Below are 25,628 nucleotides of genomic sequence, written 5' to 3'. Positions count from 1 at the left end.
GTCGCCCGCCCGCAGGGGCGGGCGGCATCCGACGGTGCGTCAGGAGCCTGCGCGGGAACGGGCCTTGAAGGCTGCCTTACGCGCTTCCTTGGCCGTCTTCTTGTCGCCGTGCAGCCGGCCCATGGCATCCAGCACCTCGGCGGTCGCCGGGTGGTCGACCCGCCAGATCTGGTCGAAGAAGTCGCCGTCCCTGCCGACGAGCCCCTCGACCAGCCCCTGGAGCTCCGCCATCTCGCCGTCGGCGTCCAGTTGCGCGGCGAGCGTGTCCACGGCCAGCCAGAAGACCATGGACTGCGGCGGCGGCGGGACGTCCGTGGCGCCGTGTTCGGCGAGCCAGACCCGGGCGAGCCCGCCCAGCTCGGGGTCGCCGAGCACCGCGCGCAGGGCGGGCTCGGCCCCGGGGCCGGTGAGGGCGAGCGCCTGCTGGCAGTGGAGCCGGCGCAGCGGGGCACCCTCGTCGTCGCCGCGGGCGGCGGCGAGCAGGTCGGCGGCGGTCGCGACGGCGTCGCCGTGGCCCTCCCCGGCGATCCACAGCCCGATCTCCGCCTGGGCGGCCGCCTCGGGGTAGTAGGCGATGCCGTCCAGGAGGGCGGCGGCGTCCTTCTCCGTGAGGTCGCCGATCGCGGGCGCGTCCACACCCGCCTCCAGCATCCGGGACCGGATGCCGTAGAGCCCCAGCGGGGTGAGCCTGACCATGCCGTACCGGCTGACGTCGTCCTCGTCGCCCACGGGCGCGGCCGACGCGTCGCCCTCCTCGAACATCAGCGTCTCGTCGACGGGGTGGTACTCCACGATGCCGATCGGTTCCAGCACCCGGAACTGGTCGTCCAGCCGCATCATCGCCTCCGACACCTGCTCCAGGATGTCGTCGGTGGGCTCGCCCATGTCGTCCGGCACGATCATGGACGCGGCGAGGGCGGGCAGCGGTACGGGGCCGTCGCCGGGGCCCCCCTCGGAGAGGGTGAGCACGTAGAGGTTGCCGAGCACGCCTTCGAGGAACTCGGCCTCCGCCTCCGGGTCCCAGTCCAGGGCGCCGAGGTCGAGCGAGCCGTCCTCACCGACCAGATCGGCGAAGTCGTCGAAGACCGGTGCGGTGGCGTCGGCGAAGGCGGCCTCCAGGCCGTCGAGCCAGACGGAGAGGACGTCCGCGGGCGACCCGCCGGTCAGCAGGGCGAGGCTCTCCCCCTGGGTGGCCGTGCCCTCGGCGGACTCCGCCGTCCCGCCGTCGCCGGAGGGCGAGTCCCCCGCGTCCCCCGCGTCGGCGGGGTCGGTCACGTCGACCAGACCGGTGTCCACGGCCAGGCGCCAGGCCTCGCTGGCGAGGGCGGCCCCGTCCTCGTCGGCGGGGAGACCGAGGTGTTCGGCCGCCTCGGGCAGCTGCGTCTCCGCCAGCTCGCCGCCGGCACCGACGCGCGTACCGGGCCCGGCCCAGCGGGCGAGGCGCACGGCCCGCACCAGCAGCGGTGCGGCCAGGGCGTCCCTGGCCAGTTCGGCCTCGGCGGGGAGCCGCACCGGCGGCAGGGTGGGACGCTCTGCGGACATCGGGGGTTCTCCTCGGTGCGTGCTCGGGTGCACGGGGTCGTACACGGTTCAGGCAGCCCAAGCCTAGGGCCTTTCCCCCGCACCGTTGCCCGGCCGCTCCACGGACGGGGGAGGCCCCTCGGGAGTGTTGACGAGCAGGCCCGCCCGGGGGCGGCGCGGCCCGCTTGACCGCTGCCCGCTGCCCGCTGTCCGACCCCGCCGGGCAGCGACAGCCGCCCCTGCCCGGCCCGTCTGCGCCCCCGCGGTCCCGGGCCGCCCCGTTCAGTTCGGCACCTCCGTGCGCCAGGCGGTCATGTTCAGCTCGTCCATCAGCCGGAGGTCGTGGCCCACCAGAGGGAAGTCGAGCGCTCCGGCGTCCGGGGCCGCCGCGATCCGCAGGGAGTCGCTCTCGATGAGGTCGCCACCCTCCTTGGTCGAGACCCAGGCGAGGACGGACTTCATGGTCCCGCCGGGCTTCAGCGCCACCGACTCCGGTCCGAGGTCGGGGCCGAACATCGAGCGGCCCGGGTTGACCGGGACCGGCAGCCGGTCGCCATTCTCGTCAAAAACCCGGACCGAGGGGTAGCCGTCGACCCGGTAGGGCTCGGTACCGCAGTTGACGAGGGTCAGCACGACGGCCCGGGCGAACATGGCCGTCTCGACCGGTCCCATGTCCACCCGGGCGCCGGAGGCGGGGCAGGGTCCGGGCAGGGCCGCGGTCGGTACGGGGGCGGCCGGCGCGACGCCCCCGGAGGGGACGGCGGAGGGCTCCGGGGTCCCCGCCGCGACGGGCCCGCCCGGGGGCGCCGGCGCACGGGTGGCGGCCGGCGTCGTCGCGGGCTCCCCCTCCCCCGCCGGTACGAAGGCTCCCGCGCAGCCGGTCAGGACCAGCGCCCCCGCCCCGAGCAGTGCCACGGCCCCGCTCCCCCGCCGTATCCGTCCACCCGCAGACATGCGCATCCGCTCCCCCATGGCCCTCTGCCGCGTTACCTCCGGATCATGAGGGACGCCACCGCACCCCGGACGGTTCGGTGGGCCGACGAGGCACCGCGCCCCCGCATCCCTCGCGGCCTTCCCCGTGCCGCCCGGCGTGCACCTGGTCTGCGCCATCGTTCAGCTCCGCTACATCGACGGGGCAAGCAGAACTCGCTGGACCCGGGTGCCCGGCCCTGTCGACACTGCCTCACATGACGACCGACCTTCCTCGCCCCTTCGGCCGCGCGCTCTGCGCGATGGTCACCCCGTTCGCCGCCTCGGGCGCGCTCGACCAGGACGCCGCGGGGGCCCATGCCGCCGCCCTGGTGCGCGACGGCTGCGACGGCCTCGTCCTCAGTGGCACCACCGGGGAGTCCCCGACCACGACGGATGCCGAGAAGACGGCGCTGGTACGCGCCGTGCGGGAGGCGGTCGGTGACGGGGTGCCGGTCCTGGCGGGGGTGGGCAGCGCCGACACCCGGCACACCGTGGAGCTGGCGCGCGAGGCCGAGAGGGCGGGCGCGGACGGGCTGCTGGTGGTGACGCCGTACTACAGCCGGCCCCCGCAGGAGGCCGTGGAGGCGCACTTCCTGCGCGTCGCGGAGGCGACCGGGCTGCCACTGATGCTGTACGACATCCCCGGCCGCACCGGCACCCGGATCGAGCCGGAGACCCTGCTGAGGCTCGCGGAGCACCCCCGCGTCGTGGCCGTGAAGGACTGCGCGTACGACATGCTCGGTACGACCAGGGTGCTCTCGCGCACGGGGCTCGCGTACTACTCCGGCTGTGAGGAGCTCAATCTGCCGCTGTACGCGGTCGGCGGCGCGGGGTACGTGAGCACGGTGGCCAATGTCGCGCCCCGCCACACACGGGCACCGCTCGACGCGTTCGACGGAGGCCGTACCGGTGAGGCCGCCCGGCTCAACGCCCGCAACGCCCGGTTGACCGAGCTGATGATGGCGTCCGGGCTGCCCGGCGCGGTCACCGCCAAGGCGCTGCTCGACCTCGGCCCGGTCCGTGAACCGCTGCACCCCGCCGGCCGCGAGGCATCCGAGGAACTGCAAAGGGCCCACGAGGAACTTCTCGCCGGGTGAACCTCCGTATCCGGGCACCCGGGCCACAACCTCGCATTCCCGCCCGTCCTGCCCTTAACTCCCCGTTCCCGCACCCCTCTTGACGCTTTCTTGGCAAATACATGCCCCATACATGAAGGGTTCCTCGCCAGAGTGGCGAGTCACATGTGCACATCACCCAGCACATGCTCCACGCGCGAAACCCATATCGCAGGGGGTCACATGAGAATCAGCCGCGCCAGAAGTCGCGCCGGGCTGAGCATGGCAGCGACACTGCCGCTGCTCGCCGGCGCACTCGCCCTCGGCATACCGTCCGCCAGCGCGGACTCCGCACCGGGCGGGCGCGACGCGCTGCAGGGCACCAAGCCGGCCTGGGCAACGGCCCAGGCGGACCAGGGCGCCACGGCAGACAGCGGCAAGGTGAGCGTCCGGGTGCACCTCGCCGGGCGTGACGCCGAGGGGCTCGCCGCCTACGCCGCCGCCGTTTCCGACCCGCACTCCTCCTCGTACGGGAAGTACCTGAGCGCCGAGCAGGCGCAGGCCCGGTTCGGTGCGACCCAGCAGCAGATCGACGAGGTCAGCCGGTGGCTGACCTCGAACGGCCTGACCGTCACGGGCGCGAACCAGCACTACGTCTCCGCCACCGGCGACGTCGCAGCGGCCGAGAAGACGTTCAGCACCCAGCTGCACAACTACCGCAAGGGCGGCCGGACCTACCGCGCTCCGTCCGTGACGGCCTCCGTGCCGACCGGGCTGGGCGAGGCGGTGCTGGCGGTGTCCGGGCTGGACAACGCGCCGCACAAGTCGAGCCAGGACGAGGCGCTGCCGCCGCCGGACGCGGTGTACCGCAACGCGGGTCCCTTCTCCTCGTACTTCGGCTCGAACACCGCCGGGTCGCTGCCGAGCGCGTACGGCTCCAAGGTGCCGTACGCGATCAAGGGCTACACGGGGAAGCAACTGCGCTCCGCGTACGGTGCGGGCAGTTACACCGGTGACGGCGTGACCGTCGCCATCACCGACGCGTACGCCTCGCCGACCATCGCTGCGGACGCCGCCGAGTACGCCCGGCGCAACGGCGACGCCCCCTACCGGAAGGGGCAGCTCCGTCAGGTGCTGCCGGCCGACTACACGGCGACCGAGGAGTGCGGGGCGTCGGGCTGGTACGGCGAGGAGACCCTCGACGTCGAGGCCGTGCACGCCGTCGCGCCCGCCGCGGACATCGTCTACGTGGGCGGCGCCTCCTGCAACGACGCCGACCTGCTGGACTCGCTCCACAAGGTCGTCGACCACCGGCTCGCCGACATCGTCTCCAACTCCTGGGGCGACGTCGAGGCCAATGAGACCCCGGACATCGCGGCGGCGTACGACCAGGTGTTCAAGCTGGGCGCGGTCGAGGGCATCGGCTTCTACTACTCCTCCGGGGACGCGGGCGACAACGTCGCGTCCACCGGCACGAAGCAGGTCGACGTACCGTCCAACTCCGCCTGGGTGACGTCGGTCGGCGGCACCTCGCTGGCCGTCGGCAAGGGTGACGCGTACCAGTGGGAGACCGGCTGGGGCACCCTGAAGGCCGGCCTCGCCGACGACGGGAAGAGCTGGACCGGCTTCCCCGGCGCCTACACCTCGGGCGCGGGCGGCGGCACCAGTTCGACCGTGAAGCAGCCGTCCTACCAGCGCGGTGTCGTCCCCGACTCGCTCGCGCGGGCGAACGGAAAGAACCGGATGCGCACCGCCCCGGACATCGCGGCGGTCGCCGACCCGAACACCGGCTTCCTGGTCGGCCAGACCCAGACGCTGCCCGACGGCTCGCTCGGCTACGACGAGTACCGCATCGGCGGTACGTCACTGGCGGCCCCGGTCATCGCGGGTGTCCAGGCCCTCGCGCAGCAGGCCCAGCACGGCAGGCCGCTCGGCTTCGCCAACCCGGCGATCTACGACCGGTACTCCTCGAAGGCGTACCACGACGTCACCGACCACCCGCTGGGCGCGGGCCGCGACCTCGCGGTGGCACGGGTCGACTTCGCCAACGGCATCGACGCGGCGGACGGTCTCCTGACGTCGCTGCGGAGCCTCGGCAAGGACGCCTCGCTCGAGGCGGTCAAGGGGTACGACGACGTGACGGGCGTCGGCACTCCGGCGGCCGGATACATCAGCTCCTACCGCTGACGCCGGCCCCCAGGACCGGCCTGAACGACTGCCCCGGGGCTCCGGCCCCGGGGCAGTCCCCTGTCCGCGCCGGCCAGGGCCGGGTCTGACAGGAGAGCCCAGCGCCCGCCTCCGCCGAACGGCGGCGAGGGGTGGCGTCACCCGGGCGCCCCGGATTGTCTGGACGGACGACGGCGCGCTCCGGCCCGTACCACCGGTGGCGGCGCGTACCGGCGCTCTCCCCCGGCCCCTGGAGCCCGCCATGACCTGCGGCACAGCACAGCGCACCGCCACCCGCCCCGTGGACGGCCCGGCGGCGCGGAAGGCGCGCCCATGACGGAGCCCGTCCGCGGCGACGGCGAACACGCGCTGCACGCCTTCCTGGCGGAGGTCCACCCGACCGCCCCGACCAACCTGTCCGTCCTGGTCAACCGGTACGCCGTGCGCCTGGGCATCGGCCACGTGGACGTCTACCTGGTGGACCTCCAGCAACGCCGGCTGACCCTCCTCTCGGGCGAGGAGCAGCTGCCGGTGGACGGGTCCCTGGCCGGCTGGGCCTACCGCGCGATGTCACTGCGCGTGCAGAACACCGACGCCCGCACGCTGATCGTCTGGCTCCCGCTGATCGACGGTGAGGAGCGGCTCGGGGTGGTCGGCTTCCACCTCGAGACGCTCGACGGCACCCTGCTGGAGCGTTGCGAGTCGCTCGCGTCCGTCCTCGCCATGGCCATCACCTCCAAGCGCGCCTTCAGCGACCGGCTCGTGCAGCAGGCACGCACCGGGACGATGACGCTCCCGGCGGAGATGGTGCGGGCCCTGCTGCCGCCCCGCACCGTCGGCGACGACCGGGCCGTCTCCACCGCGGTCGTCGAACCGGCATACGAGCTGGGCGGGGACGCCTTCGACCACGCCCTGACGGAGTCGACTCTGCACGCCGTGATCCTGGACGCGATGGGCCACAATCTCGCGTCCGGGCTGACCACCGCCATCGCGATGGCCGGATGCCGGAGCGCCCGACGCCGGGGCTCAGGGCTGCGCGAGATGGTGAGAACCGTCGACGAGGCGCTCGCGGAGTGGCTCCCGGACCAGTTCTGCACCGGGATCGCCATGCAACTCGACCTCGCCAGCGGCATCCTCAGCTGGGTCAACTGCGGACATCCGCCGCCCCTCCTCATCCGCGACGACATGGTCCTGGAGAACGCCCTCGAATACCCGGGCGAGCCCCCCATGGGAACGCCCGGAACGATCGGCAACCCCTCGCGCACGGTGCGGGAAATGGCGCTGGAACCGGGAGACCGCGTCATCCTCTACACGGACGGGGTGACCGAGGCACGCCTGGCCGGTGGGTCGGAGTTCGGTCTCGCCGGCTTCACGAGCTCCATCATCCGCGCCACCGCGGTCGGCGAACTCGCTCCGGAGGCCCTCCGCCAGCTCATCCACTCGATCCTGGATCACCAGCACGACAATCTGGCGGACGACGCCACCATCCTCCTGATCGAGTGGCGGCAGCATCACCGCACGAGGCACGGGTGAGGAGCGGCGCGCGGGCGGACTCACGTCAGGGGTGCAGCAAGGTCAGGGGTTCGGCGGGGTCGGGGGTTCAGCAGGATCGGGGGTCCGGCCGGGTCACGGGTGCAGGAGGGTTTTGATCATGCCGTCGGCCTTCCGCTGGAAGGTGCTGTACGCCTCGGGGCCCTGCTCCAGCGGCAGGTGGTGCGTGGCGAAGGTGTCGACGCCCAGCGGGTCCGCCTCGGTGAGCAGCGGCAGGATGTCGTCGACCCAGCGCCACACGTTCGCCTGGCCCATCCGGAGCTGGATCTGCTTGTCGAACATCTTCAGCAGCGGCAGCGGGTCGACGGCGCCTCCGTAGACGCCGGAGAGCGAGATCGTGCCGCCCCGGCGTACCACGTCGACGGCGGCGTGGACCGCGGCCAGCCGGTCGATGCCCACCGTCTCCATGAGGCGCTCGGCCACGGCGTCCGGCAGCAGCCCGACCGCCCAGTGGGCCGCCTTGGCCGTCGGGGCGCCGTGCGCCTCCATGCCGACGGCGTCGATGACGGAGTCCGTACCGCGCCCCTGGGTGAGTTCGCGGATCGCGTCGCCGGGGCCGTTGTCGTACCGGCGCAGGTCCAGGCAGGTGGCGCCGTACGTACTCGCCCGCTCCAGGCGGTCCGGCACCAGGTCCACACCCACGACGAGCCCGGCGCCCCGGTGGCGCGCGATGCGGGCCGCCATGGCGCCGATCGGGCCGAGGCCCAGGACGGTGACCGTGCCGCCGGGCGGGATCGCCGCGTACTCGACCGCCTGCCAGGCGGTGGGCAGCACGTCGGAGAGGTAGACGAAGCGGTCGTCCGGCGGCCCGGCCGGCACCTTGATCGGCAGGCTGTTCCCGAACGGGACCCGGAGGAACTCGGCCTGCCCGCCCGGCACTTGGCCGTACAGCTTGGTGTAGCCGAAGAGTGAGGCCCCCATACCCCGGGAGCGCACCTGCGTGGTCTCGCACTGGGAGTGCAGGCCCTGCTCGCACATGAAGCAGCGGCCGCAGCAGACGTTGAAGGGGATGACGACCCGGTCGCCCTTCGCCACCGAGGTGACCTCGGGGCCGGTCTCCTCCACGATCCCCATCGGTTCGTGACCGAGGATGTCACCCGGGTCGAGGTAGGGGCCGAGCACCTCGTAGAGGTGGAGGTCGGAACCGCAGATCCCCGACGAGGTGATGCGCACGATCACGTCGTCCGGCTTCACGATCGTGGGGTCCGGTACCGTCTCGACCCGGACGTCCCGCTTTCCGTGGTAGGTGAGCGCCCGCACGGTGTTCCCCTTTCGAGCGGTCGGGCAGATTTCCCTTCCACTCTCCGCGCTCCCCGCCCTCTTGTCGCGTCGGCCCGCGCACGGAACAGCCCCCGGGGGGACCGGGGGCTGTGGTTCGTACGCGTGCGGCCGTGGGGGCTCAGTTGTGGGCGTGCAGGATGTCGTTCAGTCCGCCCCAGACCGCATTGTTCGGACGGGCTTCGACGGTGCCCGTGACGGAGTTGCGGCGGAAGAGGATGTGCGAGGCACCCGAGAGCTCGCGGGCCTTGACGACCTGGCCGTCCGGCATGGTGACGCGGGTGCCGGCGGTGACGTACAGGCCCGCTTCGACGACGCACTCGTCGCCGAGCGCGATGCCGATGCCCGCCTCCGCGCCGATGAGGCAGCGCTCACCGATCACGATGCGCTCCTTGCCGCCGCCGGAGAGGGTGCCCATGGTGGAGGCGCCGCCGCCGATGTCCGAGCCGTCGCCGACGACGACGCCCGCGGAGATGCGGCCCTCGACCATCGACGTGCCGAGCGTGCCGGCGTTGAAGTTGACGAAGCCCTCGTGCATGACGGTCGTGCCGGACGCCAGGTGGGCGCCGAGGCGGACCCGGTCGGCGTCGGCGATACGGACACCCTGGGGCGCGACGTAATCCGTCATCCTCGGGAACTTGTCGACGGAGGTGACCTGGAGGTGCAGGCCCTCGGCGCGGGCGTTGAGCCTGACCTTCTCCAGGTCGTCCACGGCGACAGGGCCGAGCGAGGTCCAGGCGACGTTGGCGAGGAAGCCGAAGATGCCGTCCAGGTTCTGGCCGTGCGGCTGGACGAGCCGGTGCGAGAGCAGGTGCAGGCGCAGGTAGGTGTCGTGCGCGTCCAGCGGCTTGTCGTCCAGCGAGGAGATGACCGTCCGGACGGCGACGACCTCGACCCCGCGGCGGGCGTCCACGCCGACTGCCTTCGCGGCGCCCGCGCCGAGGAGGTTCACCGCCTCGTCCGCGGTGAGCAGCTGGGTGCCGGCCGGGCCGGGCTCGGCGGCGAGCTCGGGAGCGGGGAACCACGTGTCGAGGACGGTGCCGTTCCCGGCGATGGTGGCGAGGCCGGCGGCGACGGCGCCGGTGGTGCGGGGCGAGCCCTGGGAAGTCGTGTCGGTCATGACCGAAACCTAACCGTCCGGGTCCCGCCCGGGCCAACCGGTCTCAGGAATGGGCCGGGTGCGTCGCGCTCTTCGGGGCACCGCCCCGGGAACGAGGTGGACGGGGCGCTACCGTGTGCCGGTCCGGCCTCACCGGCCGGACATCCGGACAACTTCATGGAGAGACAGTGGCTCAGGACGCGGGGTGGGGCGGCGGGGCGCACGGTGGCGCACCGTACGGCGGGGGGACGCACCAGGGCTGGGGCGGTTGGCGCGTGCCACCGCCACCGGAGCCCGGGGTGATACCGCTGGGGCCCCTGAGCCTTTCGGACATATTCAACGGCACCTTCTCCACGATGGGCCGCTACTGGAAAACCCTGTTCGGCTTCGCCGCCGCGGTCTACGCAACGGCGGCGGTCGCGTTCGTGGCCGCCCTGCTCATCGCCCTCTCGGCCGTCCACGACCACCTGGTACGCCTCAAGGGGTACTCCTCCGAGACGGACGTGGACTGGGGCCGTGACGTCACCCCGGTCCTGGTGGCTCTCGGGATCGTGGTGCTGATCGGGATCGTCGTGGCCGTCATGGCCGCTGCCCTGGTGCAGGCTGCGGTGCCCGCGGTGCTCCGGGAGGCCGTGCTGGGTCGCCCGGTGACCTTCCGCTCGGCCCGGCAGACCGCCTGGTCCAGGCTGCCGGCCATGGTGGGAACCGTGCTGCTGACCGGGCTGATCGCGGTGGTTCCCCTCGCTCTGGTGATGACCTTCGAAGTGTCCGTGATCGGGATGGCCCTGTCGGCCGGTGACTCGGACGGCGCCGCCGCGGGGCTGGGGCTCTCCGTCCTCCTGCTGCTCCCGGCCGGGCCCCTCGCGGTGTGGCTGTGGGTGAAGTTCTCGCTGGCGCCGACGGCGGTGGTACTCGAAGGCCAGGGACCGGTCGCCGCGATGCGCCGCTCTTCCACGCTCGTCCGCGGCAACTGGTGGCGGATCTGCGGCATTTCGCTGCTGGGCTTCCTGATGGCCGGGGTGGCCTCGTACGTCGTCCAGATACCGTTCTCCCTCGCCGGCGTGTTCTCCTCCGCGGTGACCACCCAGGACCTCGGTGACGACCCGAGCGTCACCACCATCCTGGTCGCCGTGGGGAGCGTGGCCGCGGTCATGATGGCCGGTCAGCTGATCGGCCAGGTCTTCGTGGGCACCTTCCCGCCGCTGGTGCTGGGCATGCTCTACGTCGACCGCCGCATCCGTCAGGAGAACCTGGCCCAGGACCTGGCCGACGCCGCGGGTCTGCCCCGGCCCCCCGCCTACGCGCCTCCGCCGTACGGCTACCCGGCGCCGCCGCCCACCTACGGCTACCCGACGCCGCCCACGTACGGCCACCCCGGGGCCGGCCCGCAGCCCGGCGCCGGTCCGCAGCCCGGCCCGGGTCCTCAGCAGGGTTTGCCGTCCGGTCCGTCGGACGGCACGGGCGGGGGCGCGGACTCCGCGCCCTGACACCACGCCACAGGGGCCGGCCGTCGAGAGAGCCCGTCAGCCCTGCTTCAATCCCGCAGCGTCCTCTTCGGCCGCAGTACGCAGAACTCGTTGCCCTCCGGATCCGCCAGCACCACCCAGCTGACGTCGTCGCCCTGCCCGACGTCCGCCCGGGTGGCACCGAGCGCGACGATCCGCTCGACCTCGGCCGCCTGGTCGTCGGGGCTGAGATCGATGTGCAGACGGTTCTTGACGGCCTTGGAGTCGGGTGCGGAAACGAAGCAGAGGCCGGGCAGGGCCCGCGCGTCCGCCCCGATCGTCACCTCGTTCCCGTCCTCGTGGACGACCTTCCAGTCCAGCACCTCGCACCAGAAACGGGCGAGCGACGGCATGTCGTGGGCGTCCACGACGAGGGTGTACCAAGAAGAGGCCATGGCCGCGACTCTGCCAGACGGAGCGGACCCTCTCCAGGACACCCGGCCGGGCTCCCCCGGAAAGGGTGCCGCACCGGTCGGAGTCGGCGCCCGTCACGGCAGTGGGCGCGGGCGGCCCGCGTCAGCCGCTGACGCCGGCCGATCCCGTCTCCAGACGTCCGGTGAACCTGCGGGACCACGTGGTGTCGGAATCGACCGTGACGGTGAAGTCGTACCAGCCGTTCTGGTGGGCGACCGCGTTGAAGAAGTCCTCCGTGGAGGAGCCCGCGGCGACGGTATACGTCCACGGACCGTCGCTGCGGTAGCGGAGGGACGTGATGGTGAACTTCACCGGAGCCGTACCGGAGTTGGCCATCGTGAAGTAGAGGGCGAGCTTGCCCGTGCCGGGCTCCGTCGCGTACCGGGTGCGGACCTCCGCCGTCCGGCCCGCCTTGGTGGCGTGGCCCTGGAAGCGGCGCAGGAAGCGGTGGGGGCCGGTCATGGTGAGGTCGTACTTGCCGTCGCCGTTTCCGGAGCCGATGTTGAAGAAGTCCGAGGCGGTACCTCCGGCATCTACCGTGTACTGCCACGGGGTGGTGTCGCGGTAGGCGTTCGGATGGATGGCGAAGTGGGCCGCCCGGGTCGCCGGCGCGCCCTGGTTGGCCATCGTGAGCCAGGCGAGGATCTTCCCGGAGGTCCCGAACTCCAGCCGTTCCAGGTACCCGTTGGGCTGGTAGGGCAGGGCCCGGGACGGGCGGGTGCCGGGCTCCTGCACGGGCAGCGCGTTGTTCGTCGGTACGGGGTTGGGCAGCGGGCCGCACGTCGAGAGCCCGATCACGCTCGTCGCGGGGAGCGCAACCGCACCCTTGACCGGGTGGGCGAAGTCGAAGACGCCGGTCAGGTCTCCGCTCACCCTGCGCCGCCACTCACTGATGTTGGGGCAGGGGGCGGGCGTGCCGAGGGCGGTCGTCCAGGTCTCCAGGAAGCGCAGTACCGACGTGTGCTCGAAGACCTCCGAGGAGACCCAGCCGCCGCGGGTCCACGGCGAGACGACGGTCATGGGGACGCGGAAGCCGAAGCCGTAGGGCACGCCGTTCAGGAACTCGCCGGGGGTTCCCGCGGGCGGGGCGGGCGGCGGCACGTGGTCGAAGAAGCCGTCGTTCTCGTCGTAGTTGAGGAAGAGGACGGTGGAGTCGAAGACGTCCGGGTCCGACGCGAGCGCCCGGTAGACCAGGTCGACGAAGTGGGCCCCGTCGCCGGGCGGGGCGTAGGGATGCTCGGAGAACGCCTGGTTGGGGACCACCCAGGAGACCTGCGGCAGCGTGCCGGCGAGGACGTCCGCCTTGATGGCGGCGGCTATGTCGTCGGGGGTGGAGCCGGTGACGGCGGGGACGGAGGACATGCCCCGGTCGTACAGCGGGTCGCCGGCCTTGGCTCCCGCGAAGGCCTTGAAGTAGGCGCAGCCGTTGTCGCCGTAGTTGTCCCGGGCGTTCTGGTAGACCTTCCAGCTCACTCTGGCCGTCTGGAGTGCCTGGGCGTAGTTCTGCCAGGTCAGGCCCGATTCCTCGCCGCCGTCGTAGCTGGCGGCGTCGACCTTGCCGCTCCACAGGTAGGTGCGGTTCGGGCCGGTGGCGCTGAGGGTGGAGGAGAAGTAGGCGTCGCAGACGGTGTAGGCGTCGGCGAGGGCGTAGTGGAAGGGGAGGTCCGAGCGGTCGAGGTAGCCCAGGGAGCGGACGTTGCCGACGCCCGCGACCCAGTTGTCCAGACGGCCCTTGTTCCACGCGGAGTGCTGGGAGGCCCAGGAGTGCGGCAGGTCGCCGCTGCACTGGGCGAGGGTCTCGCCGTCCTGGCCGCCCGCGGCCGGGGTCGCGCTCAGTTTCCAGGGGAACTGGCGGCCCGTGCCGTTGGGCTGGTCGAAGACGGAGTGGTTGCCGGCGAGGGTGATGCCGCTGCGGTCGTCGAAGCCGCGTACGCCCTTGAGCCGTCCGAAGTAGTGGTCGAAACTGCGGTTCTCCTGCATCAGGATCACCACGTGGCGTACGTCCTTGATGGTGCCGGTCGCGGTGGTGCCCGCCGCCGCTGTGCGCGTGCCCGCACCCAGCGTCATGCCGGCCGCCACGGAGGCACCGAGCCCCACGAAGCCCCTACGGCTGATCGGTGTCATGCGCCCACCCTCGTCCTCGCGGATGCCCCTGCGGCACCCGCGCGTAACGATGCCCTCTCCGCGGGGAGGCAACCCGTCCGGCGGATGATCCCCGGGTGAACGGTCCCCGGCCCCCAGGAACCCTTCACCCGGGGGCCGTTCGTCCGTAACCGTTCGTCCGGACCGCGCCCCCGAGGAGGAGCCGGGTCAGCCGCCGACGGTGAACCAGGTCGCCCGGGACTTCTTGAACTCGGCGTGGTCCAGGTCCTTCGCCTCCGTGCCGTCCCCGTAGAGGTCGGCCGAGCCGGCATCCGTGATGAGCTGCGCGCGGGTGCCCGCGACGGTGAGGTCGGGCACCGAGACGACGGCCTCCCAGCCGCCCGGGTCCGTGGTGGGCAGGTCGGTGCGCTTGACCGGGGCGTGGCCGGCGACGCCGTCCCAGCTGTAGAGGGCGTACGGGTCGGAGTTGTCGTCCGCCGCCCAGGAACCGGCGACGATGAGGTACTGGTTCGAGGCGTTCTTCCGGATGTCGCGGATGGCGAGACCGCCGAGGTCCAGCTCGATCGGCGTGCCGAACACCGCCTTCGCGCCGCTCCCGGCGACCTTGTCGAAGTTGGTCACCGGCACGATCAGGCCCTTGCCACCCGACTTCGGCGGGACGAGGGGCGCGCGGAAGCCGACGTACGCGGTGGTGGTGGAGCCGGGCGCGAACTCCAGGCCCTCCACGTTGAACCCGTCGATCTGCTTGGGTACTTCGCCGTCCTCGGTACCGGCCGCGAAACCGTACCGGTCGCCGTTCGCCTCGTCCCAGGCGACGAGGTCGTCCCGGAGCTTCTTGTACGAGCCGCCGACGGTGAGCACGGTGGACGCGCCGGAGCCGGACACCGTCGTGGTGAAGACGGTGTTGCGGTCGGCCTTGTACTCGCCGTCCTTGTTGTTGCCGAGCGAGCCGGTCCAGTAGATGGTGTTGCCGACGCGGGCCGCACCTTCGATGTCGATCTCCTTCTCCACCCCGAGCTTGGACGCGACGTCCCAGGTCTTCAGGGGCGCGCCGGAGACCGCGAGGTTGTAGAGGCGCAGGACGTTCGACTCGTCGTCCGCGACGACGGCGTAACCGCCGCCGACGTCGACGGCGGCGGAGGCGTCCGAGGAGCCGGTGAGGTACCGGGTGTCGGCGGAGTTCTGCACGGCGGCCGAGGCGGCGTAGTACAGCTTCTTGGTGGCCGTCTTGCCGCCGAGGCCGGTGACCTTGAGGGTGAGGTCGGTGTAGCCGCGGGCGTGGGCGGCGACGGAGATCTGACGGGTCGCACCGGTGCCGGTCACGGTCACGTCGGAGGTCGCGGCGACCGAGGTCTTGGAGCTGGCGGACGCGGCGACGGTGAGGGCCGAGGCGTCGGCGCCGCTCTGCGCGATCGTGACGGTGACCGTGTTGTCGGCGGCGCCGGTCGCGCCCACCGCGCCGGAGAGGTACGTCGCCGACAGGGCGATGGTGGGCGTCCCGTAGGACACGGCGTGCGCGGGGGCGGTGATCCCCAGGGCGCCGAGCGCGAGCATCCCGGCCGCTGCGGCGGCGGCCCGGCGGGGTCGGCGTGCCTGGCGGTGCTGGAGTGAAGGCTGAAGCGTCACTGCGTACCTCTCGTCGGCGTGTGTCGTCGAGTAGGTTCCGGTTCCCGCGCCAACAAGGGGCACACGCCACCGGTACGGCGGACGAACAACACGAGGACGGCCCCCCGGCGTGGCCGGGGGGCCGTCCTCGAAACGGTGCTGAGCGGGGACGCTCAGACGTTGAAGCCGAGCGCGCGCAGCTGCTCGCGTCCGTCGTCCGTGATCTTGTCCGGACCCCACGGCGGCATCCAGACCCAGTTGATCCGCAGCTCGCTGACGATGCCGTCGGTCGCGGACTTCGCCTGGTCCTCGATGACGTCGGTCAGCGGGCAGGCCGCGGACGTCAGCGTCATGTCGAGGGTGGCGATGTTGGCGTCGTCGATGTGGATGCCGTAGATCAGGCCCAGGTTGACGACGTCGATACCCAGTTCGGGGTCGACGACGTCGTACAGCGCCTCGCGGACCTCCTCCTCGGAGGCCGGCTTCAGTGCCACGGTGTCGTTCTCGCTCATGAGGTCTTCCCTTCGGACAGCGCCTTCGCCGTCGCGTCCTTCCACGCCATCCAGCTCAGCAGCGCGCACTTGACGCGAGCCGGGTACTTGGAGACACCGGCGAACGCGACCGCGTCCTCCAGTACCTCCTCCATCGCGTCGTCGGGCTCCAGCCGGCCCTTGGACTGCATCAGCTCCAGGAACGTCTCCTGGATCTTCTGCGCCTGCTCGAGCTCCTTGCCGACCAGCAGGTCGTTCAGCACCGAGGCGCTGGCCTGGCTGATCGAGCAGCCCTGCCCCTCGTAGCTGACGTCGGCGAGGGTGTCGCCCTCGTACCGCACGCGGAGCGTGATCTCGTCGCCGCACGTCGGGTTGGTGTGATGCACCTCGGCGTCGCCGTCCCGCAGGCCGCGCCCGTGGGGGTGCTTGTAGTGGTCCAGGATCACTTCCTGGTACATCGAATCCAGCTTCACCCGTCAGCCCTCAGCCTCAACCGAAAAAGTTGCGTACGTGCTCCAGGCCGTCCACCAGGGCGTCGACCTCGGCGGGCGTGGAGTACAGATAGAACGACGCCCGCGTGGTCGCGGGAATTCCGTACCGCAGGCAGACGGGCCGCGCGCAGTGGTGACCCACCCGGACCGCGATGCCCTCCTCGTCGAGCACCTGGCCCACGTCGTGCGGGTGGATGTCGCCGAGCGTGAAGGAGATCGTGGCGCCGCGGTTCTCGGCCGTGGTCGGGCCGATGATCCGCAGGTCGGGGACCTCCAGGAGGCGCGCCACCGCGTACTCGGTGATCGCCTGCTCGTGGCGGTGGATGTTCTCCATGCCGATGGCCGTGAGGTAGTCCACGGCCGCGCCGAGACCGACTGCCTGCGCGATCGGGGGCGTACCCGCCTCGAACTTGTGCGGCGCCGGGGCGTAGGTGGACGAGTGCATCGACACGGTCTCGATCATCTCGCCGCCGCCCAGGAACGGCGGCAGGTCCTCCAGGAGCTCCTGCCGTCCCCACAGGACGCCGATGCCGGTCGGGCCGACCATCTTGTGACCGGTGAAGGCCACGAAGTCGGCCTGCAGCGCCTGCACGTCCAGCACCATGTGCGGGGCGGCCTGCGAGGCATCGATGCAGACCAGCGCGCCGACCTGCTGGGCGCGGCGGATGATCTGCTCGACCGGGTTGATCGTGCCCAGGATGTTCGAGACCAGCGTGAAGGTGACGATCTTCGTCTTCTCGGTGATGATCTCGTCGATGTTGGACAGGTCGAGCCGGCCGTCGTCCGTGATGCCGAACCACTTCAGCTTCGCGCCGGTGCGCTGCGCGAGCAGCTGCCACGGAACGATGTTGGAGTGGTGCTCCATCTCGGTGGTGACGATCTCGGTGTCGCGGTCCACCCGGTAGGGCTCGTCCGCCCAGCCGAGCATGTTCGCGACGAGGTTGAGCGACTCCGAGGCGTTCTTCGTGAAGATGACCTCGTCGCGGCTCGGCGCGTTGATGAAGGCGGCGACCTTGTCGCGGGCGCCTTCGTACAGTGCGGTGGCCTCCTCGGCGATGGTGTACACACCGCGGTGGACGTTGGCGTTGTGCCGCTCGTAGTACTCGTTGAGAGCGTCGAGGACCTGGCGCGGCTTCTGCGAGGTCGCCGCGCTGTCCAGGTACACGATCTTCTTGCCGTCGTGGACCGTGCGGCCCAGGATGGGGAAGTCCTTGCGGATCGCCTCGGTGTCGAGGAGGCCGGTGAGCCCCTGGCGGGCGTCAGTCACGCGGAAGCGCCTCCCTTCGCATATGCCTCGTAGCCCTCGTTCTCCAGCTTGTCGGCCAGCTCCGCGCCACCGGACTCGGCGATGCGGCCGTTGGCGAAGACGTGCACGAAGTCGGGCTTGATGTAGCGGAGGATCCGCGTGTAGTGGGTGATCAGCAGGGTGCCGACCTCGCCCGACTCACGGACCCGGTTGACTCCCTCGGAGACGACGCGCAGGGCGTCGACGTCCAGGCCGGAGTCGGTCTCGTCGAGGATGGCGACCTTCGGCTTGAGGAGCTCCAGCTGGAGGATCTCGTGGCGCTTCTTCTCACCGCCGGAGAAGCCCTCGTTGACGTTGCGCTCGGCGAACGCCGGGTCCATCTGGAGACCGGCCATCGTCTCCCGGACCTCCTTCACCCACGTACGCAGCTTGGGGGCCTCGCCGCGGACGGCGGTGGCGGAGGTGCGCAGGAAGTTGGAGACCGAGACGCCGGGGATCTCGACCGGGTACTGCATGGCGAGGAACAGACCGGCGCGGGCCCGCTCGTCGACGGACATCTCCAGGACGTTCTCGCCGTCCAGGGTGACGGTGCCGCTCGTGATCGTGTACTTGGGGTGACCGGCGAGCGAGTACGCCAGGGTGGACTTGCCGGACCCGTTGGGGCCCATGATGGCGTGGGTCTCGCCCTGCTTCACGGTCAGGTCGACGCCCTTGAGGATCTCCTTCGTGGCGTTGTCGGCCTCGACGGTGACGTGCAGGTCGCGGATTTCAAGCGTTGCCATGGGTGACTCAGGACTCCTGGGTGACGGAGACGAGCACATCGTCCCCTTCGATCTTGACGGGGTAAACGGGGACGGGGCTCGTCGCGGGAAGACCGGACGGCTTGCCGGTGCGCAGGTCGAAGGCCGAGCCGTGCAGCCAGCACTCGATCATGCAGTCCTCCACCTCGCCCTCCGACAGCGACACATTGGCGTGCGAGCAGATGTCGTTGATGGCGAACACCTCGCCCTCGGTGCGGACGACCGAGACCGGAGTGCCGTCGAGCTCCACCCGCTTCGGGGTGTCGTCCTCCAGCTCGCTCAGCGCGCACACCTTGACGAACGCCATCAGACGGACGCCTTCAGCTCTGTCTCGATCTTGTCGAGCAGGCGCGCCTCGACGTCCGGCAGACCGATCTGCTGGACCAGCTCGGCGAAGAAGCCGCGCACGACGAGACGGCGGGCCTCCTCGGCCGGGATGCCGCGGGACTGGAGGTAGAAGAGCTGCTCGTCGTCGAAGCGGCCGGTCGCCGAGGCGTGGCCGGCGCCGACGATCTCGCCGGTCTCGATCTCCAGGTTCGGCACCGAGTCGACGCGGGCGCCGTCGGAGAGGACCAGGTTGCGGTTCATCTCGTAGGTGTCGGTGCCCTCGGCCTTCGCCTGGATGAGGACGTCCCCGATCCAGACCGCGTGGGCCCCCTCGCCCTGGAGGGCGCCCTTGTACACCGCGTTGGACTTGCAGTGCGGGGTGTTGTGGTCGACCAGGAGGCGGTGCTCCTGGTGCTGGCCCTTGTCCGTGAAGTACAGGCCGAAGAGCTCGGCCTCGCCGCCGGTGCCGGCGTACGCGACCCGGGGGTGCAGCCGGACCACGTCGCCGCCGAAGGTGACGACCACGGACTTGAAGGAGGCGTCGCGGCCGATCAGCGCGTTGTGCTGAGCGACGTGGACCGCGGTGTCGTCCCAGTCCTGCACGGAGACGACGGTGAGCTTCGCGCCGTCGCCGACGACGAAGTCGACATTGGCGGCGAGGACCGCGTCACCGGTGTGGTCGATGACCACGACCGCCTCGGCGAAGGCGCCCAGCTCGACGAGCTGGTGGCAGTAGGCGGTACCGCCCTCGCCGTGCACCGCGATCCGGATCGGCTCGGTGAGCACGGCCTCATTGGCGACGGTGACGACCGAGGCCTGGGTGAAGGCCGAGTACGCCTGGGCGGCGACCCGGTCCACCGGGATGCCGGCGCGGCCGAGCCGGGCGTCGTCGCGGCCCACGGTCTCCACCGTGACGCCCGCGGGGGCCTCCACGACGACCTTGACGCCCCCGCCGTTCGCCACCGCGGTGCCGTCGTGCAGCCCGCGCAGGCGCTCCAGCGGCGTGAAGCGCCACTCCTCCTCGCGCCCGTGCGGGACCGGGAAGTCCGCCACGTCGAAGGAGGGCGGGGCGCTCATGCGCGTGGCGACGGTCGACTCGGCGGCCACCGCGATGGAACCGGCGGTGGTGGAGCCCACCGGGGAATTCTGAGCCTCAGCCATGGCTGTCGTAGTGCTCTCTTTCTTAGGTCGAGAAGTGGGGTTCGGTCGGGCGGACGGCGCGGCGCCGAACTAGCCGACCGAGCCCTCCATCTGCAGCTCGATCAGCCGGTTCAGCTCCAGGGCGTACTCCATCGGGAGCTCCTTGGCGATCGGCTCGACGAATCCGCGCACGATCATCGCCATGGCCTCGAACTCGGTGAGGCCCCGGCTCATCAGGTAGAAGAGCTGGTCCTCGGAGACCTTGGAGACGGTCGCCTCGTGGCCCATCGACACGTCGTCCTCGCGGACGTCGACGTACGGGTAGGTGTCGGAGCGCGAGATCGTGTCGACGAGCAGCGCGTCGCAGAGCACGTTGGACTTCGCGCCCGGCGCGCCCTCGCCGATCTCGATGAGACCGCGGTAGGAGGTACGGCCGCCGCCCCGTGCCACCGACTTGGAGACGATGTTGGACGAGGTGTTCGGAGCCATGTGGACCATCTTGGCGCCGGCGTCCTGGTGCTGGCCCTCGCCCGCGAAGGCGATGGAGAGCGTCTCGCCCTTGGCGTGCTCGCCCATGAGGTAGACGGCCGGGTACTTCATGGTGACCTTGGAGCCGATGTTGCCGTCGACCCACTCCATGGTCGCGCCCTCGTACGCCACGGCGCGCTTGGTGACGAGGTTGTAGACGTTGTTCGACCAGTTCTGGATGGTCGTGTAGCGGCAGCGGCCGCCCTTCTTCACGATGATCTCGACCACGGCGCTGTGCAGCGAGTCCGAGGAGTAGATCGGCGCGGTGCAGCCCTCGACGTAGTGGACGTAGGCGTCCTCGTCCACGATGATCAGCGTCCGCTCGAACTGGCCCATGTTCTCCGTGTTGATACGGAAGTAGGCCTGGAGCGGGATCTCCACGTGCACGCCCTTCGGCACGTAGATGAAGGAGCCGCCGGACCACACGGCCGAGTTCAGCGAGGCGAACTTGTTGTCACCGACGGGGATGATGGTGCCGAAGTACTCCTTGAAGAGCTCCGGGTGCTCCTTCAGCGCGGTGTCGGTGTCCATGAAGATGACACCCTGCGCCTCCAGCTCCTCGTTGATCTGGTGGTAGACGACCTCGGACTCGTACTGCGCGGCGACACCGGCGACCAGCCGCTGCTTCTCCGCCTCGGGGATGCCGAGCTTGTCGTACGTGTTCTTGATGTCCTCGGGCAGGTCCTCCCAGGACTCCGCCTGCTTCTCCGTGGACCGCACGAAGTACTTGATGTTGTCGAAGTCGATGCCCGACAGGTCCGAGCCCCAGTTCGGCATCGGCTTCTTCGCGAAGAGCTTCAGGCCCTTGAGGCGGAGCTTCAGCATCCACTCGGGCTCGTTCTTCTTCGCCGAGATGTCACGGACGACATCTTCCGAGAGGCCGCGCTTGGCCGCCGCGCCTGCCGCGTCGGAGTCGGCCCAGCCGAATTCGTACGTACCCAGGCCCTCGAGTTCGGGGTGGGCAGTCTCCGTAGGGAGCGTCATGCGGGGTTCCTCCCGGCAGTGCTTGCTGATACTGAGGTGGTGGTCTGTGGGGGCGCGCCGGCGTCGGCCGTACCGCCGCCGGGACCGCCCTTGGGTACGTACGTCGTGCACACGCCGTCGCCGTGGGCGAGGGTGGCCAGACGCTGCACATGGGTCCCGAGCAACGCGGAGAAGAATTCCGTCTCCGCCTCGCACAGCTGCGGGAACTGCTCGGCGACGTGCGCGACCGGGCAGTGGTGCTGGCAGAGCTGCTCACCCTGCTGGGGGCCCGGGGCGCTGCGCGCCGTAGCAGCGTACCCGTCCGCGGACAAGGCCCTGGCCAGCGCCGCTGTCCGGTCCTGGGGGGCCGCGGCTTCGACGACGGCGCGGTACTTCTCCGCCTGGGCCGTCATCCGGGAACGGGCGAACGTGACGACCGCCTCGTCGCCCGCGGTCTCGGCGATCCAGCGCAGCGCCTCGGCGGCCAGCTCGTCGTAGGACTGGTCGAAGGCGTCCCGGCCGCTGTCCGTCAGTGCGAACACCTTCGCGGGGCGGCCGCGGGTCCGGGTGCCGTAGACCCGCTGCTCACGGGCTTCGACCACTCCGTCGCAGCCGAGAGCGTCCAGGTGGCGCCGGACGGCGGCCTGGGTGAGTCCGAGCCGCTTCGCGAGATCGGCGGCGGTGGACGGGCCGTGGTCGAGGATGGAGCGCGCGATCCGGTTGCGCGTCGGGCGCTCACCGGTCGCGAGTTCCTCCTGCGGAGCCTCGCCAACGTATTTCACAACGCCATTGTTGCGTAATTCGGAGCGGCATGACAACCACGGTCCGGAATGATCAGCGGTGTGGTTCGTCACTTAGGGTCACCTAATCTGTGCCCCGGAGCCGGTGTCCGGCATGGGTCCTGGCCCTCCCCGGCGGCCCTCCCACCAGCGGCCGGACTTAGACTTACCGGCCATGAGCAACGAGCCTGTCGTACGGGTCGAAGGCCTGGTGAAGCGGTACGGCGCCAAGACAGCCGTCGACGGACTCGATCTGAGCGTCGCGGCGGGCACGGTGACCGCGGTCCTGGGCCCCAACGGCGCCGGCAAGACCACCACGATCGAGACCTGCGAGGGCTACCGCCGCCCCGACGCCGGCACCGTCCGTGTGCTGGGCCTCGACCCCGTCGCCGACGCGGCCCGGCTGCGCCCCCGGATCGGGGTCATGCTCCAGTCCGGCGGTGTCTACTCCGGTGCCCGAGCCGAGGAGATGCTCCGCCACATGGCGAAGCTGCACGCGCACCCGCTCGACGTCGACGCCCTCGTCGAGCGCCTCGGCCTCGGCAACTGCGGCCGCACCACCTACCGGCGCCTCTCCGGCGGCCAGCAGCAGCGCCTCGCGCTCGCCATGGCCGTCGTCGGCCGCCCGGAACTCGTCTTCCTCGACGAGCCCACCGCCGGGCTCGACCCGCAGGCCCGCCGGGCCACCTGGGAGCTCGTACGGGAGCTGCGCGCCGACGGCGTGTCCGCCGTGCTCACCACCCACTTCATGGACGAGGCCGAGGAGCTGGCCGACGACGTCGCCATCGTCGACGCCGGGCGCGTCGTCGCCCAGGGCAGCCCCGAGGAACTGTGCCGGGGCGGCGCCGAGAACACCCTGCGCTTCTCGGGCCGGCCCGGGCTGGACCTCGGCTCGCTCATCAAGGCACTGCCGGACGGCTCCGGCGCGGCCGAACCCGTCCCCGGTTCGTACCGCATCTCCGGGACCATCGACCCGCAGCTGCTCGCCACCGTCACCTCCTGGTGCGCCCAGCACGGGGTGATGCCGGACGGCATCGCCGTCGAACGGCACACCCTGGAGGACGTCTTCCTGGAACTCACCGGCAAGGAGCTGCGCGCATGAGCGCCGGTACGTACGCCCCCCGCCCGGGCGCCGCCCCACTGTCCCGGATGATCGCCGCGCAGACCGCCCTGGAGACCCGGATGCTGCTGCGTAACGGCGAGCAGCTGCTGTTGACGGTGATCATCCCGGCGCTGCTGCTGGTGCTCTTCGGCTCCGTCGACATCGTGGACACCGGCTCCGGCGACCCCGTTGACTTCCTGGCGCCCGGCATCCTCGCACTGGCCGTGCTCTCCACCGCGTTCACCGGCCAGGCCATCGCCACCGGCTTCGAACGCCGGTACGGCGTCCTCAAGCGGCTCGGCGCCTCCCCGCTGCCGCGCTGGGCGCTGATGACCTCCAAGACACTGTCGGTCCTGGTGACCGAGGTGCTCCAGGTGGTCCTGCTGACGGTGATCGCCTTCGCGCTCGGCTGGTCCCCGCACGGCAACCCCCTCTCCGTGCTGCTCCTGCTGGTGCTGGGCACCGCCGCGTTCTCGGGCCTCGGTCTGCTGATGGCGGGGACGCTGAAGGCGGAGGCGACCCTCGCGGCGGCGAACCTGGTCTTCCTGCTGCTGCTGGTCGGCGGGGGCGTGATCGTGCCGATGGAGAAGTTCCCGGACGCGGTGGCCTCGGTGCTCGGCCTGCTGCCGATCGCGGCGCTCTCGGACGGCTTGCGGGACGTGCTCCAGCACGGCGCGGGCGTTCCCTGGGGCGACCTGGGCATCCTCGCGGTCTGGTCGTTGCTGGGGCTCGGCGCGGCGGCGAAGTTCTTCCGCTGGGAGTGACGTGGGAGCGACCCGGGACTGGCCGCCGGAGTGACCCGGGAAGCGATCCGGAGCCGGTGACGCCGGTCACGGTTCGGGACGACTCGTCCCCCTCGTGAAAGCTTGCACAAGCTGCCGCTTACGATGGTGGGCGTGCCCAAGCTGACCCGAGCCGAAGTCGCTCAAGCCGCGCGGAACCCCCTCCAGTACATCGCCGAACGGTGGACCCCGGACCCCCGGACCGTCCGCCGGGCCGCCATGTCCGCCGTCGTGATGGCGGTGATCATCGTCGCCACCGGTGGCGCGGTGCGGCTGACCGGTTCCGGTCTCGGCTGCCCCACCTGGCCGAAGTGCACCGAGGACAGCCTCACCACCACCAGCGCGATGGGCTTCCACGGCGTCATCGAGTTCGGCAACCGGATGCTGACGTACGTGCTCTGCGCCGCGGTCGGCTGGGCGATCGTCGCGGCCCGCGCCCTCAAGCCCCGGCGCCGCAGCCTCACCCGGCTCGGCTGGGCCCAGTTCTGGGTGGTCATGGGCAATGCCGTGCTCGGCGGCTTCGTGGTGCTGGTCGGCCTCAACCCGTACAGCGTGGCCGCGCACTTCCTGCTCTCCGCCGCCCTGATCACCGTCGCCGTGGTGATGCACCACCGGATCGGCGAGGGCGACGACGCCCCGAAGCCGCTGGTCGGCAAGGCGGTCTCGCAGCTGACCTGGATCCTCGTGGTGGCCGCGGGGCTGCTGGTCGCCGTCGGGACCGTGGTGACCGGCGCGGGCCGGCACGCGGGCGACTCCAGCGACGTGCACCGCATCCCGCTCGACTGGAAGCTGATCAGCCAGCTCCACGCGGACCTGGCCTGGGTCGTGGTGGCGCTGACCCTGGCGCTGTGGTTCGTCCTGAAGGCCGTGGACGCCCCGCCCGGACCGCGCCGCCGGGCCGCCGAGCTGTTCCTCGTGCTGATGGGCCAGGGCGTCATCGGGTACGTCCAGTACTTCCTGGACACCCCGGAGATTTTGGTGGGCCTGCACATGGTCGGTGCCTGCCTGGTCTGGATCGGCGTCCTGCGGGTCCTGCTCTCCCAGCGCGAGCGTCCGGTGTCCGCCGCCGACGCCGCCCCCCTCCCCCGGTCCGGCGAGGCGCTGACAGCCGTCTGAGCCGCGCACTCCGCGTCCCCCGTACACGACGGAGCCCCCCGGCCACCGGGGGGCTCCGTCGTGTACGGGGGACGTTCAGTCCCGGTTGGCCGGGCCACCCACCTGGATGCCCGCCATCCGGGTCCACTCGTACCGGCCGGTGCGCACCTTCGCGGCGAACTCCCCGTCGAAGCTTTCGTGCAGGGTCAGGCCGGACTGCTGCGCGGCGCTCTCGGCGACCGCGTGCGAGGGGGCGACGAGGTCGCCCCAGCCGCCGTCCTCGCCGACCAGGACGATCCTGGTGCCCGCCTGGCCGAGGTACGCCAGCTGCCCCTCGGCGCCGCCGTGCGTCTTGGCGAAGGCGGTGATCTCCTTGGCGAGCCGGGCCGCCCTGCGTGCGTCTCGGGCTTCCTGCTTGCCGTCCACCTGCTGGGTCACCTGGGTCTCATCGGTCTCTGCCATGGACAGGATGCTACCGATGGGTAGGCCGACGGGCGACGGGCGGGGGGGGGGGGGGGGGGGGGGGGGCCCCCCCCCCCGGCGGGGGGGGGGGGGGGCCGGGGGGGGGGGGGGCCCCCCCCCCCCCCCGCGGGGCGGGGGGGGGGGGGGGTTGCC

Annotated in this window: 23 protein-coding genes; 7 read left to right on the top strand and 16 right to left on the bottom strand. The window is 71.4% G+C overall.

What is annotated here, in order from left to right; translation table 11 throughout:
* Positions 1 to 39 precede the first annotated feature (39 nt).
* Both ACFYPN_RS02560 and ACFYPN_RS02555 read right to left on the bottom strand, forming a co-directional pair.
* Positions 40 to 1,542 carry a hypothetical protein gene (locus ACFYPN_RS02560; RefSeq protein ID WP_389296487.1) on the bottom strand — a complete coding sequence of 501 codons (1,503 nt, stop codon included), beginning with the start codon at positions 1,540 to 1,542 and terminating at the stop codon, positions 40 to 42.
* Between the two features lie 261 nt (positions 1,543 to 1,803).
* The gene (locus tag ACFYPN_RS02555; RefSeq protein WP_389296486.1) at positions 1,804 to 2,493 is read right to left on the bottom strand and encodes a DUF4232 domain-containing protein; all 690 of its coding nucleotides are present in this window, start codon (positions 2,491 to 2,493) and stop codon (positions 1,804 to 1,806) included.
* A gap of 215 nt (positions 2,494 to 2,708) precedes the next feature.
* On the opposite strand from ACFYPN_RS02555, the gene dapA reads away from it, so the two are divergent.
* From dapA to ACFYPN_RS02540, 3 genes are all read left to right on the top strand, one after another.
* Complete coding sequence (gene dapA, locus ACFYPN_RS02550) at positions 2,709 to 3,590, top strand: 4-hydroxy-tetrahydrodipicolinate synthase (protein WP_358761325.1); 882 nt, start codon at positions 2,709 to 2,711, stop codon at positions 3,588 to 3,590.
* Between the two features lie 201 nt (positions 3,591 to 3,791).
* Positions 3,792 to 5,735 carry a S53 family peptidase gene (locus ACFYPN_RS02545; protein WP_358761324.1) on the top strand — a complete coding sequence of 648 codons (1,944 nt, stop codon included), beginning with the start codon at positions 3,792 to 3,794 and terminating at the stop codon, positions 5,733 to 5,735.
* A 312-nt stretch (positions 5,736 to 6,047) separates the two neighbouring features.
* Complete coding sequence (locus ACFYPN_RS02540; protein WP_389296485.1) at positions 6,048 to 7,247, top strand: PP2C family protein-serine/threonine phosphatase; 1,200 nt, start codon at positions 6,048 to 6,050, stop codon at positions 7,245 to 7,247.
* Between the two features lie 93 nt (positions 7,248 to 7,340).
* On the opposite strand, the gene ACFYPN_RS02535 is transcribed toward ACFYPN_RS02540, so the two are convergent.
* Positions 7,341 to 8,525 carry an alcohol dehydrogenase catalytic domain-containing protein gene (locus tag ACFYPN_RS02535; protein WP_389296484.1) on the bottom strand — a complete coding sequence of 395 codons (1,185 nt, stop codon included), beginning with the start codon at positions 8,523 to 8,525 and terminating at the stop codon, positions 7,341 to 7,343.
* A gap of 139 nt (positions 8,526 to 8,664) precedes the next feature.
* Entirely contained in the window at positions 8,665 to 9,663 is a 999-nt protein-coding gene (gene dapD, locus ACFYPN_RS02530) for a 2,3,4,5-tetrahydropyridine-2,6-dicarboxylate N-succinyltransferase (RefSeq protein WP_358761321.1), read from the bottom strand.
* Positions 9,664 to 9,941: 278 nt separating this feature from the next.
* Here dapD and ACFYPN_RS02525 point away from each other — a divergent pair, with 278 nt between their 5' ends.
* The gene (locus ACFYPN_RS02525; protein WP_389296483.1) at positions 9,942 to 11,129 is read left to right on the top strand and encodes a hypothetical protein; all 1,188 of its coding nucleotides are present in this window, start codon (positions 9,942 to 9,944) and stop codon (positions 11,127 to 11,129) included.
* Between the two features lie 47 nt (positions 11,130 to 11,176).
* Here ACFYPN_RS02525 and ACFYPN_RS02520 read toward each other — a convergent pair whose 3' ends face one another.
* The 11 genes from ACFYPN_RS02520 to ACFYPN_RS02470 form a co-directional block, all read right to left on the bottom strand.
* Complete coding sequence (locus ACFYPN_RS02520; RefSeq protein ID WP_389296482.1) at positions 11,177 to 11,542, bottom strand: VOC family protein; 366 nt, start codon at positions 11,540 to 11,542, stop codon at positions 11,177 to 11,179.
* Between the two features lie 121 nt (positions 11,543 to 11,663).
* Positions 11,664 to 13,685: a phosphocholine-specific phospholipase C gene (locus ACFYPN_RS02515; RefSeq protein ID WP_389296481.1), complete on the bottom strand. Its 2,022-nt coding sequence runs from the start codon at positions 13,683 to 13,685 to the stop codon at positions 11,664 to 11,666.
* 186 nt (positions 13,686 to 13,871) lie between these two features.
* Entirely contained in the window at positions 13,872 to 15,218 is a 1,347-nt protein-coding gene (locus tag ACFYPN_RS02510) for a hypothetical protein (protein WP_389296583.1), read from the bottom strand.
* A 224-nt stretch (positions 15,219 to 15,442) separates the two neighbouring features.
* Complete coding sequence (locus ACFYPN_RS02505; RefSeq protein WP_358761317.1) at positions 15,443 to 15,781, bottom strand: metal-sulfur cluster assembly factor; 339 nt, start codon at positions 15,779 to 15,781, stop codon at positions 15,443 to 15,445.
* On the bottom strand, positions 15,778 to 16,233 hold the full coding sequence (sufU, locus tag ACFYPN_RS02500) for a Fe-S cluster assembly sulfur transfer protein SufU (protein WP_358761316.1): 456 nt from the start codon (positions 16,231 to 16,233) through the stop codon (positions 15,778 to 15,780). The genes ACFYPN_RS02505 and sufU overlap by 4 nt, the downstream gene beginning before the upstream one ends.
* A 16-nt stretch (positions 16,234 to 16,249) precedes the next feature.
* Entirely contained in the window at positions 16,250 to 17,518 is a 1,269-nt protein-coding gene (locus ACFYPN_RS02495; protein WP_358761315.1) for a cysteine desulfurase, read from the bottom strand.
* A complete protein-coding gene (gene sufC / locus ACFYPN_RS02490) occupies positions 17,515 to 18,279 on the bottom strand; it encodes a Fe-S cluster assembly ATPase SufC (protein WP_358761314.1) in 765 nt (254 codons plus the stop codon). Before sufC ends, ACFYPN_RS02495 begins: the two co-directional genes overlap by 4 nt.
* 7 nt (positions 18,280 to 18,286) lie before the next feature.
* A complete protein-coding gene (locus tag ACFYPN_RS02485) occupies positions 18,287 to 18,604 on the bottom strand; it encodes a bifunctional 3-phenylpropionate/cinnamic acid dioxygenase ferredoxin subunit (RefSeq protein WP_358761313.1) in 318 nt (105 codons plus the stop codon).
* Positions 18,604 to 19,785: a Fe-S cluster assembly protein SufD gene (gene sufD / locus ACFYPN_RS02480; RefSeq protein WP_389296480.1), complete on the bottom strand. Its 1,182-nt coding sequence runs from the start codon at positions 19,783 to 19,785 to the stop codon at positions 18,604 to 18,606. The genes ACFYPN_RS02485 and sufD overlap by 1 nt, the downstream gene beginning before the upstream one ends.
* A gap of 69 nt (positions 19,786 to 19,854) precedes the next feature.
* Positions 19,855 to 21,276, bottom strand: a complete 1,422-nt coding sequence (gene sufB, locus ACFYPN_RS02475) for a Fe-S cluster assembly protein SufB (RefSeq protein WP_358761311.1) — start codon at positions 21,274 to 21,276, stop codon at positions 19,855 to 19,857.
* Complete coding sequence (locus ACFYPN_RS02470; RefSeq protein ID WP_389296479.1) at positions 21,273 to 22,037, bottom strand: helix-turn-helix transcriptional regulator; 765 nt, start codon at positions 22,035 to 22,037, stop codon at positions 21,273 to 21,275. Before ACFYPN_RS02470 ends, sufB begins: the two co-directional genes overlap by 4 nt.
* Positions 22,038 to 22,209: 172 nt before the next feature.
* On the opposite strand from ACFYPN_RS02470, the gene ACFYPN_RS02465 reads away from it, so the two are divergent.
* The 3 genes from ACFYPN_RS02465 to ACFYPN_RS02455 all read left to right on the top strand — a co-directional run bounded on the left by ACFYPN_RS02465 (position 22,210) and on the right by ACFYPN_RS02455 (position 25,034).
* Positions 22,210 to 23,136: an ABC transporter ATP-binding protein gene (locus ACFYPN_RS02465; RefSeq protein ID WP_358761309.1), complete on the top strand. Its 927-nt coding sequence runs from the start codon at positions 22,210 to 22,212 to the stop codon at positions 23,134 to 23,136.
* On the top strand, positions 23,133 to 23,900 hold the full coding sequence (locus ACFYPN_RS02460) for an ABC transporter permease (protein WP_389296478.1): 768 nt from the start codon (positions 23,133 to 23,135) through the stop codon (positions 23,898 to 23,900). Before ACFYPN_RS02465 ends, ACFYPN_RS02460 begins: the two co-directional genes overlap by 4 nt.
* A gap of 123 nt (positions 23,901 to 24,023) precedes the next feature.
* Positions 24,024 to 25,034 (top strand): heme A synthase, encoded by a 1,011-nt coding sequence (locus ACFYPN_RS02455; protein WP_389296477.1) that lies wholly within the window; start codon positions 24,024 to 24,026, stop codon positions 25,032 to 25,034.
* 75 nt (positions 25,035 to 25,109) lie between these two features.
* Here ACFYPN_RS02455 and ACFYPN_RS02450 read toward each other — a convergent pair whose 3' ends face one another.
* Positions 25,110 to 25,475, bottom strand: a complete 366-nt coding sequence (locus ACFYPN_RS02450) for a hypothetical protein (RefSeq protein ID WP_389296476.1) — start codon at positions 25,473 to 25,475, stop codon at positions 25,110 to 25,112.
* Between the last annotated feature and the right edge of the window lie 153 nt (positions 25,476 to 25,628).

It is taken from the genome of Streptomyces sp. NPDC005576 (assembly GCF_042871745.1).
In the GTDB taxonomy this organism is placed as follows: domain Bacteria; phylum Actinomycetota; class Actinomycetes; order Streptomycetales; family Streptomycetaceae; genus Streptomyces.
This window is presented reverse-complemented; position numbering and strand designations above follow the sequence as displayed.